The organism is Saccharicrinis carchari, from assembly GCF_900182605.1.
GTDB classification, from domain to species: domain Bacteria; phylum Bacteroidota; class Bacteroidia; order Bacteroidales; family Marinilabiliaceae; genus Saccharicrinis; species Saccharicrinis carchari.
Genome location: NZ_FXTB01000003.1, coordinates 510,300 through 524,340 on the forward strand (window position 1 = coordinate 510,300; position 14,041 = coordinate 524,340).

A 14,041-nucleotide genomic window follows, 5' to 3' on the forward strand; every position below is an offset into this window, starting at 1 on the left:
CACCACACCCATGGCTAAAGTATATATTTACAAACAGTTTGAGCGGTTTTGGCATTGGAGTCAGGCCGCGCTTATCTTCTTTTTAGCACTTACAGGCTTTGAGATACATGATTCCTTTCACTTGTTCGGGTTCGAGAAGGCAGTGGCTTTCCACCGCTCAGCCTCCTATCTGCTGCTGGGGTTGATTGTTTTAAGTATCTTTTGGCATTTTACCACCGGCGAGTGGAAACAATATATTCCTACCTTCTCTAAACTCCGGGCACAAATACAATATTATACCGTAGGAATGTTTAAAGGAGCTCCACATCCCACCATTAAATCGGTACGTAAAAAGCTAAACCCTTTACAGGCCGTTGTTTACCTGGGCTTTAAATTGGTGATGGCACCCATGATTATCCTGTCGGGTTTGCTTTACATGTTCTATAAATCCTTTGATGTGAACGATATGGTTGTAGCACTAAACATCCCTCTGGAGTGGATAGCATTGGTGCATACCCTGGGGGCATTTTTGTTGATGGCCTTTGCTGTTGTACATATTTATATGACCACTACAGGCCATACCGTTACTACCAACATCAAGGCTATGATTACCGGTTGGGAGGCCGTTGCGAACGGAGCGGATAATGAAGTACATGATGCAAATATGCCGATTTGCGATAAAAAAGAATTGGAAACATCTAAAAATAAAAACCATGCGTGAAGCACCAAAAAAATATATGAACCCGTATTTGGCCGGATTTTTTTTAGGATTTGTGTTGCTGGCCACTATTTATGTTACCGGCCGGGGTCTCGGCGCCAGTGGGGCGTTTAAAAGCGTGATGATACAAACCGTAAATACCGTGGCACCCGAGCATGCTGCCAGCACCGCTTACTATGCCGATTATAATGCCGCCAACCCCGAAGGCCCCATGAAATCGTGGCTTGTTTTTGAGATGCTGGGGGTATTTATCGGTGCCTTTTTATCGGCGGTAGCGGCCAATAGGGTTTCGCTCAAGCTGGAAAAAGGTCCGGGCGTGCGCAACCGCACACGGATTATTGCAGCCATTGCAGGCGGTGCCCTATTTGGTTTTGGCAGCCAGCTGGGGCGCGGATGTACCTCGGGCTCAGCACTGAGCGGAATGGCGGTAATGTCGTTCGGTGGTATCATTACCATGTTGGCCATATTTGGCATGGCCTATACAATGGCGTATTTTTTTAGAGGTTTATGGATTAAAAAACAATAGCTATGGGACCTTTAGTACCAGATATTATAAGCGGCGAGTTTAATTTTATGATAGCCCTGATTGTGGGGATAGGATTTGGATTTGCACTGGAGCAGGCCGGTTTTGCTTCCACAAAAAAATTGGTGGGACTGTTTTACGGATACGATTTTACCGTTCTCAGAGTGTTTTTTACAGCCGGCATTACTGCCATGGTGGGCGTCATCGTTTTAAACCACCTTAACCTGCTGGATGTGAGTGTTATTTATATTAACCCCACCTTTTTGTGGGCCGCACTTGGGGGAGGAGCCATCATGGGTGTGGGTTTTATTATAGGCGGCTTTTGCCCCGGAACCAGCGCTTGTGCCGCAGCCACCGGACGTGTTGACGGATGGGCATTTTTATTGGGCGGCGGCATTGGTATCTTTGCCTTTGCCGAGGGATTCCCTTTGTGGGAGAATTTTTATCTGGCCGAGAATTGGGGGCCGGTTTTAATGTTTGAGCAATTGGGGCTTAGTCGCGAAGCGTTCGGCGTTATCATGATATTGGTGGCAGCAGGAGCGTTTGTGCTAACCCAGCTTATCGAAAACAAAGTCAACAATAAGGAAACCCGGTGGTTTAAACCCGTTCTTATCAAAAACACCATTATTGTTGCCACCCCTGTGCTTGTGGTAATCATGGTGCTGATAACTCCCAATCGCACGGAGGTGATGAACGCCCGTATCGACGAAAAGATTGCCGCCGGTGAGTGCAACCCCAAGATGATGGACGGGGATAAATTGGCCTACGAGCTGATGAATCAATATTACAAATACAATGTAATTGATGTACGCTCGCCCGAGGAGTATAAAGCCTTCCACATCCCTACAGCCATCAATATACCGCTGGATGATATGGCCAAGCACGAAAACCTGGATATAGTGATCCAAAACATTAAAACCAATGTTTTTTATGGTGCCAATATCAATCAGTCGCAGCGGGCATGTATGGTGTCCAAGTATTTTGGCAAATCGGATAACTTTGCGCTTAAGCTGAGCGCCACCGAGTTCAATAAGCAGTATTTTCAACTGGGTGAGGTAAATTTTGATCTTTCAAAATCAGAAGTAGATTTATTTAAGTTTCGCAAGGAGGCGGGTGAAAAAATGAAAGAGATTGGCGAAGCCGTTGCCAACCTGGACAAACCGGTACTTAAAAAGGCTACGCGGGTAAAAGGTGGGTGTAGTTAGATAAGTGGTACGCTTTATTATTCGGTATTGTTAGGTTGCCCATGGTAGCAAAGGCTCTTGTGCTTTCGCCGAAGTTTCACCATGTTGACATAAAGCTTTCTCCGATGGCACGCTGTTGCTGAAGCTATAGCGTAAGAGACCGCAGCCTTTAGCAAAGGAATTAACGGTTAAGAAGCGCAGTAGCATGGCGAAGGACTCGGCGGCATGCGGATAGGATATGGGCCCGACGCGAGGATACTATATCAATTTTTTTGTCCACGAATTACACAAATTTGAGTCGCACTTGATGTGCGACTTTATCAATGGCTGGTTTTCGCTCAAAACATAATCGAAATACTTCCGCACCGGCTCGGGGAGTGAATCGTTTTCAATATTCGAATATCTCGCGATGAAGGAGGCAACTGTCACAAATCTACCCGAAGAATTTTTTGTCCATTCGTTATACTGACCATTTATATGGTTTTATCACTTACAGACATATATTACCTTAATAAAGATTGAGGAGTACACATTTTAGATTATTAATATTATTAGTTAAATCTATCATATTATTCTGTTGATACATCTACATAATAAATTATTCAATTTACACAATGAAAACTATTATCTACAAATATAAATCACTTATCAACATAATTAACAGCCTCATCTACAGTAACAAATTTCCTATCTTTATATCATATTTATTCGTCTACGATGTAATATGATCTATCAATTAGTATTATTAGTCCTTCCCAACTTGGCCAAGCCAAAACCAAACAAGGTAGTCATGCAAACACTTAAGGCATTTCTGTTTTGGTTTGTCCAAGCTAATTATTTTTTTTGGTTCTGGTGGCTCTATTGTTCTTTTGCCTGAGGTACGAACTGCGATACCCCTTTAAGCGATCCGGATCATTATGAAACACATACTTTCCACATGCCCTTATTTCATCCACCTTCGATTTTAAAAGAGAAAATATTTGATCGCGTTTAATTTTATTGGGGTTGGATTGGGAGGCCACGTATTTATATCCGTGCAAATTAGGCAATTCCTCGGCCAGCTGCGCTACCCTGCTCATTATGGCAAAATCAAAACCAATGGCATCCAGAAGGTCGGTATGTCCGTTACCCATATGGATAAGTAAATCTAAATTAGAAATCAGTTCGTGAACCTTACATGGAAATTTTATTTCCCCCATTATTGCCGATAATTCCTTATTGTGGCGGAAAGCGTATTTGAAGTGATGAACCAATTGTTTGCCCAGGTCAATACCCTCTTTCTTTTTTCGATTCCAATTAGCGACTTCCTCTTTAGTCGATTTTGATTCATTCGCCCTTAAGGCATGAATATTTTGAGCTTCTTCTAACAGAAATTCCGCTTCCTGGATAATGCCAATATTAAGTCCGGCTTTACTCAGCTTATCTCTGTCTTGCTGTGCCCACAAAATAAATTCGCTGCATTCCTGTAAAAAGATGCCATAAGACAGTCCCAGCCGCTTAATGGATTCCGGTGTTATAGAATAAGCTTGTTTTAACAGCATATCTTTGATTGATGAATGGCCCATAGTTATTGCTTCGTTTATTATGCCTAAAATTAATTAATACCTGTTTAATTCCCACATTATATTTTCCAATAATTAGTTTTTGCAAGAATAATAGATACTTCTCCAGCCACTGCCGTATCCGAATTACAGGGTATTGTTGATCCGCGACATACAAATTTTTAACACATGATATAAGCGATTATCAATAAAAGCCGTTAATTTTATGCTTGATAACCCATCGAAAAAATTAAGCCATGTCAATGATATACCATCCACAAAAATATAAGATAGCCGACAAAGCCATGCACCCTTTTATTGATGACGGCGAAATCGATGAAATTCTGCAGGAAGCACAGGAACCAAGTAAAGCACAAGTACGCGCGGTGATTCAAAAATCGTTGGATAAAAACCGTCTCTCGCTGCACGAAACCGCTATTTTGGTGAATGCCAACGAGCCCGAACTGATACAGGAAATAAAAAGCGCTGCCAAAGTGCTTAAAGAGCGGGTTTATGGCAAGCGTATTGTTCTTTTTGCCCCCCTGTACATCGGCAACTTGTGCATCAACAACTGCACCTATTGCGGCTTTAAAGCAGATAACAAAGCCCAAAAGCGAATTACGCTCACGGAGGATGATTTAAGAGAAGAGGTAAAATCGTTGGAAGATGCCGGACACAAGCGACTCATATTGGTGTATGGTGAGCACCCCAGATACAATGCCAAATTCATAGCCGAATCGGTGAAAACGGTGTATTCGGTAAAATCAAACAAAGGAGAGATACGCCGTGTGAACATCAATGCGGCTCCCTTAGATGTGGAAGGATTTAAAATAGTGAAAGCAGCAGGTATTGGAACCTACCAGATATTTCAGGAAACCTATCACCACGAAACCTACCTGAAAGTACATAAAAGTGGAGTTAAAAGAGATTATGACTGGCGTATCACAGGGCTCGACCGTGCCATGGAGGCAGGTATCGATGATTTGGGTATTGGGGCTTTGCTTGGCTTGTATGATTGGCGCTTTGAGGTGCTGGGTTTGTTACGTCATGTAAATCACTTTGAGGCGGTGTATAATGTAGGACCACATACCATCTCCTTTCCACGGATTCAAGCTGCCTCCGGTATCCAGGTGAATAAAAAATGGGCGGTGTCTGATGCCGATTTTACCCGACTGGTGGCCATTCTGCGGCTTGCCGTTCCTTACACCGGGTTAATTCTTACCGCCCGCGAGCCTGCCCAAATACGCGATGAGGTGCTGCAATATGGTGTTTCGCAAATTGATGGTGGTACCCATATTGAGCTGAAGGGATATTCACAAACCGAACAAGGGCAGGATATGGATAAGGAGCAATTTGAAATAAAAGACGATCGCTCGCTTAACGAAGTGATGGAAGAACTGGTGAACACGGGTTTTATCCCCTCTTTTTGCACGGCCTGCTATCGCCTCAACCGCACCGGCGAACACTTTATGGAGTTTTCAGTGCCCGGATTTATCAAGCGTTTTTGCCAGCCCAACGCCATGCTCACCCTGGCCGAATACCTGGAAGATTATGCACCTCCATCCACCAAAGAAAAAGGCTATCGGCTGATTGAAAAAGAACTGCATAACTACGAAGATCCTAACTTTAAAGAAAAACTGATGGAGCGTCTGGACAAAATAAAAACAGGCGAACGCGATTTGTATTTTTAAAGGACTTTCAGCGGGAAGGATATAGTGGCTTGGTTACTGTCCGCTTGTCAGTTAGCTTGTTTATTGTATTGCGCTAAGTTATAACCCGGCGATAGCCATATACAATAGAAGAAAGTTCGCTTAACCGGATGCGGCACCTGCAGATGGCATAGATCAGATCACCCGCTTTTATTTTTCATCCTTATTTTCTGCCGGAAGATGGTGCAGGGGAACTCTACGTCCGTCTTTGGTAGCAACAATAAAAGAATCGGCAAAACCCATGTTTTTGATATTACTCCAAAATTCCAACGCTTTCTCGTATTCGTCGAATTTACCCAGGGTATATTGGTAAATGCTGTCGTAGGTTTCTTGATTTATCGTACCGAGGTTATCCGCAAATTCTGTTAAATCAATTTCTTTAAAGGCGCCAATCTGAATGCGATATTTATAGCCACTTTCACCACGCTCAACAAGGTTTTCGTTTTTTATATTGCTTAAGCTGTCGCGATATAAATTTAGTGTAGCCGATTGTATTCTTTGTTGCGCTAATAATTGATTATATTGTTCGGTTAGTGGGTTTATGCCATCCTCTTGCGTATTGCCCGAAAAATTAATCATTCCTTTTACCAGCAAAACCAATAGCAATGATATAAAAAAGAAAGCCTGAAATAACAGGGCTTTTCGGAGTTTGGTGAGTTTAGCAGATTGTTTGCGATTGATGTTTCGTAGTCGTCGCACTTCTTTGTCAACCGCCTTAAGCCGCATCTTATCTTTCTTGCTTTCAAATTCTAATTCCTGCGTTGTCATGTGTGTTGTGCTTGATCGGATGAAATATAAGCCGAAAGTAAAAAAAAATAATGTGTAAGCCGAAAAATAGGCGGATTTTATAGGTTAAAAAAAAAGGCCGGATAGTCATCCGGCCTTTTCTGATAATTTGCGTCAATATTATTTTTTTGAGAATTCGGCCAACTTATTGTCGAGGTTTAAATAGTAATCTCCTTTTTTTAGTCCTGAAACATTGACCGTTTGTCCGTACCCCTTAAAAATAATTCCTCCGTATTCATCATATATTTCGTAGAGCGTTGGTGCAGTAAATTCAAGTGTGTCATCTACCTTTTTAGGCGAAAAGTTTACCTCCGGTTTTGTAGACATATAGGTAATTTCCTTGGAGTATTTTGGTTTGCCTCTAAAATCAGTTTGCTTAATCCTGAACTTATTCTGGCCTGAATTAAAGCGAACCTTTGTTTCGTAAGTATTTCGGCTCGCCGTTCCGGAACCATTAACCCTACCCACTTCTATCCATTTATTCCAGCGGAATTGTTCCACTACAAACGGCAGACTGCCTGCTTCTTTTGTTGTAGCCCATTCTATTTTATCACCGGATATTTTTAATTCGTCTATCTCAAAAGTTGCACGTGCGTTCAAAACTTCTGGATTTAATACTATGGGTTGGCAACCTTCCTTGTACTTAATCGTTACCGTAAGTGGTTCGCCCGGCACAAAACCGTATACAGAAAGATCCACCTCGAAAGCACTGGAATTAATTTCATCGGTGGAGGTGAGGCCGTTTACGGTTACTTCATAAACACAAAAACCTACACCACTTGGAGCAAACGGGTTTTTAACATATAAATTATCTCCCTGAAATGTGCCATTCAGTACAATGTCTTCGGCCCGGATTGGGAAGGCCATCATCGCAAAAAGCAGTATAAAGTGTATAAGTCTTTTCATTGATTTAAGTATAGGGTGTTGTCAACAGTTTTGCAATTTAAAAAAACATAGTCATTCCAGCAATAAAAGTAACAATATCTCATTGTAAAAATACACTATTTTTGATTAGTGCCTGATGAAAGCATATATTTAAAAATAAATTATCAACAACTAGGAAAGACGACTTTGTTAAACGGGCTCTTTCCAGTCGTTATTTAGTTTAATAAGATCAATAAGCTCGTTTACGGCATCTTTTTCGTCAATGTTCTTTTTTACCACTTTACGCTGATAATACAAAGTTATTTTTCCGGGGCCCGAACCTACATATCCATAGTCAGCATCTGCCATTTCACCCGGGCCATTCACGATGCAGCCCATCACGGCTATCTTTAGACCTTTTAAATGGGCGGTGCGTTCTTTAACTCGGGTTGTAGTTTCCTGAATACCAAAAAGTGTTCTGCCACATCCGGGACACGATATGTAATCGGGCTTCTCGAAACGAACTCTGGCAGCCTGCAAAATAGCATAGGCCGTTTTGTTTACCATGCCCGGCTTGCTTTCTTTATTATAATCTATCCAGATGCCATCACCGAAACCATCCAGAAACAACGGGCCAAAATCGCATGCTGCTTGTATCTGTGTATTGCGATCGAACACTGGGTTGTATTTATTGTAGATTATCACCGGATGATTTACTTTGTTTGAAGCCAACCATAAAAATGCAGCTCTTTGTTCGGCTATGTTATTTTTATTTGTGGAGCTTAATACTAACACAAGGTTCGTACATGATTTTATTCTCTCGTAAAAAGCGGGGTTAAATTCTGAATAACTGACTTTGAGAAAAATCTTAGCAGCATTTAATTCCTTCAATTGATTTAACTCTTTGATTTTTAAAAGAGGGAAATGGCGTGCTTTGTCCTTGAGCTTATTCCACTGATTCAGTGGTAATATGTTGGCTGCCGATTCATCCCCGGACGAAAAAATGTAATCGGGCGCATCTTTTAGTGTTTTTTTATTGCCAAGGACTACCGGAAAGTTGCCGCCACCAATATTACCCACAGCCTCAGACTTGCGCCTGGCATATTCAAAAGGAGAATAGGACGCATCGTTTACCGGCTTAATAGTATCGTGATCGGCTTTTGAAGACGTGTATCTGATTAATTCCCTGGCTACCGGAATTTCTTTTTCAGGGTCTTCGGTGAGTGATACTCTTATGGTATCACCTATGCCATCGGCCAATAGGGCACCAATACCCACTGCCGACCGGATACGCCCATCCTCGCCTTCGCCAGCTTCTGTTACCCCTAAATGTAAAGGATAGCTGATGTTTTCTTCCTGCATCTTTTGCACCAATAACCTAACGGTATGCACCATTACACGCGCATTGCTGGCTTTGATACTCAATACTATGCGCTTAAATTCTTCCTGCTGGCAGATGCGTAGAAATTCCATGCACGACTCCACCATTCCCATGGGGGTATCGCCATAACGGCTCATAATCCTATCCGATAGCGATCCGTGGTTGGTTCCTATACGCAGGGCGGTATTGTTTTGCTTGCAAATATTAAGCAGGGGAATCAGTTTTTTCTTTACCGTCTCCAGCTCTTCGGCATACGACTCCGGTGTATATTGGATGGTTTCAAATTTTTTGGCTCCATCCACAAAATTACCGGGGTTTATTCTTACCTTTTCAATGTGCTCTGCCGCTATGTTAGCAGCATTGGGGTTAAAATGAATATCGGCCACCAAAGGAGCAGTATATCCCTGACGATGGAGTTCGGTTTTTATATTTTTTAAATTGGCGGCTTCGCGCCTGCCTTGTGCAGTCATGCGCACCATTTGACCGCCTGCATCAAAAATAGTTTTTATTTGATTTACAGTGGCTTCGGTGTGGTTGGTGTTAGTGGTAGTCATGGATTGTACCACTATTGGATGGGTATCTCCCAACATTAATTCGCCAATAGTAACTTCGCGTGTTTTATTACGCTTGTATTTAAACAGGTCGATACAGTATTCGGATTTGATCATTTTTAATGTCTTATTAATAACTACATCTCGCAAAACACAAAAGTAAGCTTTTAGATAATATGATGAGGGTATACGTATTATATAAATGCAATAATTAACTTTACGCATTAAAAAAACAAAAAAATATATGTCTATTTCTGTTTCCCAGGTATCAAGAGTGTTTGGCCAGCAAAAAGCTTTGGATAATGTATCGTTTGAAATTGCATCGGGTGAGGTGGTGGGATTTTTAGGCCCCAACGGTGCGGGCAAATCCACTATGATGAAAATTATCACGGGCTATCTGCCACCCACAAACGGTCAGGTATTGGTTTGCGGATTGGATGTGTCTCACAATTCGCTGGAGCACAAACGTAAAATAGGTTATTTGCCCGAGCATAACCCACTTTACTTGGATATGTATGTGCGCGAATACCTCACTCACATTGCCGGTATTTATAAATTGGGAAGAGCTACCAAAAAGCGTGTGGAAGAAATTATTGACATGACGGGTCTTGCACCTGAAAGAACTAAAAAGATTTCAGCTCTTTCTAAAGGGTTCCGTCAGCGGGTGGGGTTGGCACAAGCTCTTTTGCCCGATCCGGAAGTACTTATCCTGGATGAACCTACCACAGGGCTCGATCCCAACCAGATCATTGAAGTGAGGGATTTAATAAAAGAAGTGGGACAACACAAAACCGTAATGCTTTCTACACATATAATGCAGGAAGTACAAGCGATTTGCGAACGGGTAATTATTATTAACGGCGGGCATATTGTGGCTAACGAAAAATCCGGTGACCTTACCAAGGCTGCACTAAAAAATCATTACGAAATTACTTGCGAGTTGCTCAATCCTGTTGAGAAAAACATATTTGACCAAATTGAGGACATCATTGCAGTAAAAAGCATAGCACACAATAAATTTAAAATCTCAGCTTCATCGGATATCCGATCTGCATTATTTGACTGTGCAGTAAGTGCGGGTGCAAAAATAATAACACTTACCCAGGATCAACGCAGTATGGAAGACGTATTCAGGGAATTGACCCGAGAAAAATAATGCAAAAGGCCATTCAGATTATGAACGGCCTTGATGCTATATGTTATAATTTATAAGTTTATTTCCGCAAGGCTGACTTTAAACATCATAATTGCTCGAAGCGGTATCTCCTCCTCTTCCTGTCCAGTTAGTGTGGAAAAATTCTCCTCTGGGTTTATCCACGCGTTCATAGGTGTGTGCACCAAAATAATCGCGTTGTGCCTGCAATAGGTTAGCCGGTAGTTTTGCCGTCCGGTATCCATCAAAATAACTTAAAGCACTGGAGAATGTTGGTACAGGTATTCCGTTGACTACCGCTTGAGCCACTACCTGGCGCCATCCGTTAATAGCTTCGCTTACCTTAGTTTTGAAATAAGAATCCAGAATCAGATTAACTAAATCGGGGTTTTTATCGAATGCTTCTTTTATATTTTTTAAAAAAGCAGAACGGATAATGCAGCCACCACGCCACATCATGGCAATTCCACCATAATTTAAATTCCAGTTGTGTTCTTTCGCTGCTTCGCGCATTAATACATAACCTTGCGTGTACGAAACAATTTTAGAAGCAAAAAGAGCATCTTTTATTTGCTTAATAAACTGGGTTTTGTCGCCTTTAAATTTTTCAATTGGGGAGCCTAAAATTTTGGCCGCCTCTACACGTTCTTCTTTTTGTGCCGAGAGGCAACGTGCAAAAACAGCTTCACCTATCAGGGTTAAAGGTACGCCAAGATCCAATGCGGTAATACCGGTCCATTTACCGGTTCCTTTTTGTCCGGCGGCATCCAATATTTTCTCCACTAATGGCTCACCATTCTCCTTGTATCCCATTATATCTCGTGTTATCTCTATCAGATAACTGTCCAGATCGCCCTTATTCCAGTCGTTAAATATGTCATGCATCTCATCGTGCGATAAGCCCACAAAATCTCTCATTATGTGGTATGCCTCGCTAATTAGCTGCATATCGCCGTACTCGATGCCGTTGTGCACCATTTTAACAAAGTGACCGGCACCATCTTCGCCAACCCAATCACAGCATGGTATGTTATCCACTTTGGCAGCGATATCCTGAAACAAATCTTTAATCAGAGGCCATGCTTCTTTAGAGCCACCGGGCATAAGCGAAGGCCCGGTGAGTGCACCTTCTTCACCTCCCGAAACGCCGGAACCTACATACAACAAGCCTTTTTCTTCTACATATTTTGTGCGACGCATTGTATCGGGGAAGTGTGAATTGCCACCGTCAATGATAACATCCCCTTTATCAAGATGCGGTATAAGCTGGTCTATCAGCGCATCCACGGGTGCTCCGGCTTTCACTAACATCATCACCTTGCGCGGAGACTCCAATGCATTAACCAGTTCTTTTATGTTGTGAGTACCAATGAAATTCTTTCCGGCACCTCGACCATTTACAAATTTGTCTACCTTTTCGGTAGTTCTATTGTATACGGCCACGGTGTATCCTTTACTCTCCATATTTAAAACCAGGTTTTCGCCCATAACAGCCAAACCTATCAAACCAATATCTGCTTTTTTCTTCATGTTATTATATATAATATGTTCGTATTCGTTCAAAAATAGTATTTTAATTTTTGATTTGTGTGTTTTTTTAGATTACTTCAATGTGCGTGAAGCCCATGTCGCTTAGTTTTTGTATAATTTGTGTCGTGCCATTTTTTATCCGCAAGGTATATGCTTCAAATTCCCGTCGAAGCGGATAGGAGCCACGGAGCAGCTCAAAGCTATCCGGAGACTTCCTTAAGCGAGCATCATCCTCAGCAATGGAATAAGTGTGTAACACCGCTTTTGTCCATATTTCCTGAAAAGTTAAACCTTTCGCATTAATTGTTATTTGGGATTTTTGAGGGCTTGGGATATTTTGGGGATACCATTGATTTAATGGGAATCCAAAATATTGACTGATAGCTTGAACGCTCATAGCGGTGCCGTTGGCCTTTCCATCGGCCGAGTATCCGGCAATATGTGGAGTGGCGATAAGTGTCTTTTGTAGCAAGGAGCGGTTAATACCCGGTTCGTTTTCCCACACATCTAAAACTACGTTGCCAATATTACCCAATTCCAAAGCTGATAATAGCGCTTCATTATCAATAACCTCGCCACGCGAACTGTTTACAATGACCACATGTCTTTTACACCGCGAAAAAAATGTTTTATTTCCGAGATGAAATGTTTTATTCTTGCCTTCGTGTTGTAGAGGAACATGAAAAGTGATAATGTCAGATTCTGCAATTAACTCCTCCAGCTCCACAAAGCCAGCGCTGCCTTCTTTTTGTGCGCGTGGCGGATCATTCAATAGCACCTTCATCCCTACAGCTTTGGCCAGTTTGGCCACCTTGCGCCCCACGTTGCCTGCACCAATAATGCCGATGGTTTTATTTTCAATCTCCATATTGTGTTTGCTGATCAGGGTAGCCAGCGTTGCCGCAATATATTGCTTCACGGAGCCGGAGTTACACCCCGGTGCATTAGTCCATTCAATATGGTTGTTTTGACAATATAAGGTATCAATATGATCGAAACCGATGGTGGCTGTAGCAATTATTTTCACCTGGCTATTGTCCAGCGTGGCTGCGTTGCACCTGGTACGAGTTCGTGTAATTAGTGCGTCAGCATCTCTAATGGCAGATGCATCGGTTTGTGCTCCAGGTAAGTAGTTCACCTGTGCATAAGGTTCTAAAACACCCTCAAGAAAAGGGATTTTATTATCGGCGATAATCTTAATCATATTTTTAAATTTCAAACAAAAGTAATGAAATTGATTATTACAATTAATATATAGCTTAACAAACTGCGGATGGGGCGATGCGGTTTTTTTATATTTTGTACGCTCAGCGTATAAAAAACCAAGTCAAATTCGGTTTTGTCCCAACTCCTTTCTCTAGTATCCTTTCTTCTTTTCATTTAACACTCATATTTTGGTTTAAGCAGAGGTCTTATATTTTCCGGTGGGTTAATATTTTTTTCATAGGCTAACCATTTGGTCGTTTAGCTTTTAAGTGTTATCTTGCTTGTCTGCTTAAAAAAAACTTGCGATTAATATTTGGAGGTTAAAAAATAAAGCAGTTCTTTTGCATCCGCTTTTGGGAAACACGATGGGTTAACGAGCCTGTTTCGCTCCCTAAAAAATGCCTCACTTTTTTGCAACATAAGAAGATGAGAAGTTCTAAGGGAGCAGCGCGTTAAAAAGCAGTTATAACAACATATTGAGAGAACCAAAACCGTTTTATGGCGGTGTTTTTTTGGCGTAAAAAGAGGTAAGAAAAATAAACTTTAAATTATTTCAAAAAACATTTGGAACTTAAAATTTAAAAGTGTTATCTTTGCAGCCGCTTAAAATGGAGCTGATTTAATGAAATAGCTCACAGCATCCCCCGGATGGAATGCATTATTTTTTTTAAGAAAAGAAGATGCTAAAGTCCAACGGGAAAACGCAAGTGTTTAAAGCGAATAACAAGATTTAGAATTGGGCCACGGCTCAAGACGAGATAAAAAGAAGTCAGATGTTAACTCATAACTGTTAACTGTTAACTGTTAACCGTTCACTGTTCACTGTTCACTGACACAAAAGTTCTTTGAAAATATTGGAATGCACAAAAGGAAAAAAAAGTAGAGTGATTCTTTGAGCAAAACTCTTGTAAAGAAT

At 41.6% G+C, this 14,041-nt stretch carries 11 protein-coding genes; 5 read left to right on the top strand and 6 right to left on the bottom strand.

The features are described 5' to 3' along the window. Positions 1 to 10 precede the first annotated feature (10 nt). From FN809_RS08835 to FN809_RS08845, 3 genes are read left to right on the top strand one after another with little or no spacing between them, the layout of a single operon-like run. Entirely contained in the window at positions 11 to 700 is a 690-nt protein-coding gene (locus FN809_RS08835; RefSeq protein WP_142533134.1) for a cytochrome b/b6 domain-containing protein, read from the top strand. After that, positions 693 to 1,223: a YeeE/YedE thiosulfate transporter family protein gene (locus FN809_RS08840; protein WP_246095543.1), complete on the top strand. Its 531-nt coding sequence runs from the start codon at positions 693 to 695 to the stop codon at positions 1,221 to 1,223. The genes FN809_RS08835 and FN809_RS08840 overlap by 8 nt, the downstream gene beginning before the upstream one ends. Positions 1,224 to 1,225: 2 nt before the next feature. Then, complete coding sequence (locus tag FN809_RS08845; protein WP_142533135.1) at positions 1,226 to 2,425, top strand: YeeE/YedE thiosulfate transporter family protein; 1,200 nt, start codon at positions 1,226 to 1,228, stop codon at positions 2,423 to 2,425. 809 nt (positions 2,426 to 3,234) lie between these two features. Here FN809_RS08845 and FN809_RS08850 read toward each other — a convergent pair. After that, on the bottom strand, positions 3,235 to 3,969 hold the full coding sequence (locus FN809_RS08850) for a hypothetical protein (RefSeq protein WP_142533136.1): 735 nt from the start codon (positions 3,967 to 3,969) through the stop codon (positions 3,235 to 3,237). Between the two features lie 233 nt (positions 3,970 to 4,202). On the opposite strand from FN809_RS08850, the gene hydG reads away from it, so the two are divergent. Further along, entirely contained in the window at positions 4,203 to 5,636 is a 1,434-nt protein-coding gene (gene hydG, locus FN809_RS08855; RefSeq protein ID WP_142533137.1) for a [FeFe] hydrogenase H-cluster radical SAM maturase HydG, read from the top strand. Between the two features lie 168 nt (positions 5,637 to 5,804). Here hydG and FN809_RS08860 read toward each other — a convergent pair whose 3' ends face one another. From FN809_RS08860 to ispG, 3 genes are all read right to left on the bottom strand, one after another. Further along, entirely contained in the window at positions 5,805 to 6,422 is a 618-nt protein-coding gene (locus FN809_RS08860; RefSeq protein WP_142533138.1) for a hypothetical protein, read from the bottom strand. Between the two features lie 138 nt (positions 6,423 to 6,560). Then, positions 6,561 to 7,346 carry a hypothetical protein gene (locus tag FN809_RS08865; RefSeq protein WP_142533139.1) on the bottom strand — a complete coding sequence of 262 codons (786 nt, stop codon included), beginning with the start codon at positions 7,344 to 7,346 and terminating at the stop codon, positions 6,561 to 6,563. 168 nt (positions 7,347 to 7,514) lie between these two features. Next, positions 7,515 to 9,353, bottom strand: coding sequence for a (E)-4-hydroxy-3-methylbut-2-enyl-diphosphate synthase (gene ispG / locus FN809_RS08870; RefSeq protein WP_185957510.1), 1,839 nt, complete (start codon positions 9,351 to 9,353; stop codon positions 7,515 to 7,517). 127 nt (positions 9,354 to 9,480) lie between these two features. Between ispG and gldA the strand changes: the two genes are divergently transcribed. Next, positions 9,481 to 10,392: a gliding motility-associated ABC transporter ATP-binding subunit GldA gene (gene gldA, locus FN809_RS08875; RefSeq protein WP_142533140.1), complete on the top strand. Its 912-nt coding sequence runs from the start codon at positions 9,481 to 9,483 to the stop codon at positions 10,390 to 10,392. A gap of 78 nt (positions 10,393 to 10,470) precedes the next feature. Here the strand turns inward: gldA and gnd are convergent, their stop codons facing one another. Together gnd and pdxB are read right to left on the bottom strand one after the other, a co-directional pair. Continuing rightward, entirely contained in the window at positions 10,471 to 11,919 is a 1,449-nt protein-coding gene (gene gnd / locus FN809_RS08880; protein ID WP_142533141.1) for a decarboxylating NADP(+)-dependent phosphogluconate dehydrogenase, read from the bottom strand. Between the two features lie 67 nt (positions 11,920 to 11,986). Further along, on the bottom strand, positions 11,987 to 13,123 hold the full coding sequence (gene pdxB, locus FN809_RS08885) for a 4-phosphoerythronate dehydrogenase PdxB (RefSeq protein WP_246095544.1): 1,137 nt from the start codon (positions 13,121 to 13,123) through the stop codon (positions 11,987 to 11,989). Positions 13,124 to 14,041: the final 918 nt, after the last annotated feature.

What these genes read in the sequence shown, in the direction of transcription:
- hydG (WP_142533137.1), top strand. Translation starts at nt 4,203, where the DNA reads ATGTCAATGATATACCATCCACAAAAATATAAGATAGCCGACAAAGCC.
- FN809_RS08850 (WP_142533136.1), bottom strand. Translation starts at nt 3,969, where the DNA reads ATGGGCCATTCATCAATCAAAGATATGCTGTTAAAACAAGCTTATTCT.
- pdxB (WP_246095544.1), bottom strand. Translation starts at nt 13,123, where the DNA reads ATGATTAAGATTATCGCCGATAATAAAATCCCTTTTCTTGAGGGTGTT.
- FN809_RS08845 (WP_142533135.1), top strand. Translation starts at nt 1,226, where the DNA reads ATGGGACCTTTAGTACCAGATATTATAAGCGGCGAGTTTAATTTTATG.
- gldA (WP_142533140.1), top strand. Translation starts at nt 9,481, where the DNA reads ATGTCTATTTCTGTTTCCCAGGTATCAAGAGTGTTTGGCCAGCAAAAA.
- FN809_RS08865 (WP_142533139.1), bottom strand. Translation starts at nt 7,346, where the DNA reads ATGAAAAGACTTATACACTTTATACTGCTTTTTGCGATGATGGCCTTC.
- FN809_RS08860 (WP_142533138.1), bottom strand. Translation starts at nt 6,422, where the DNA reads ATGACAACGCAGGAATTAGAATTTGAAAGCAAGAAAGATAAGATGCGG.
- ispG (WP_185957510.1), bottom strand. Translation starts at nt 9,353, where the DNA reads ATGATCAAATCCGAATACTGTATCGACCTGTTTAAATACAAGCGTAAT.
- gnd (WP_142533141.1), bottom strand. Translation starts at nt 11,919, where the DNA reads ATGAAGAAAAAAGCAGATATTGGTTTGATAGGTTTGGCTGTTATGGGC.
- FN809_RS08835 (WP_142533134.1), top strand. Translation starts at nt 11, where the DNA reads ATGGCTAAAGTATATATTTACAAACAGTTTGAGCGGTTTTGGCATTGG.
- FN809_RS08840 (WP_246095543.1), top strand. Translation starts at nt 693, where the DNA reads ATGCGTGAAGCACCAAAAAAATATATGAACCCGTATTTGGCCGGATTT.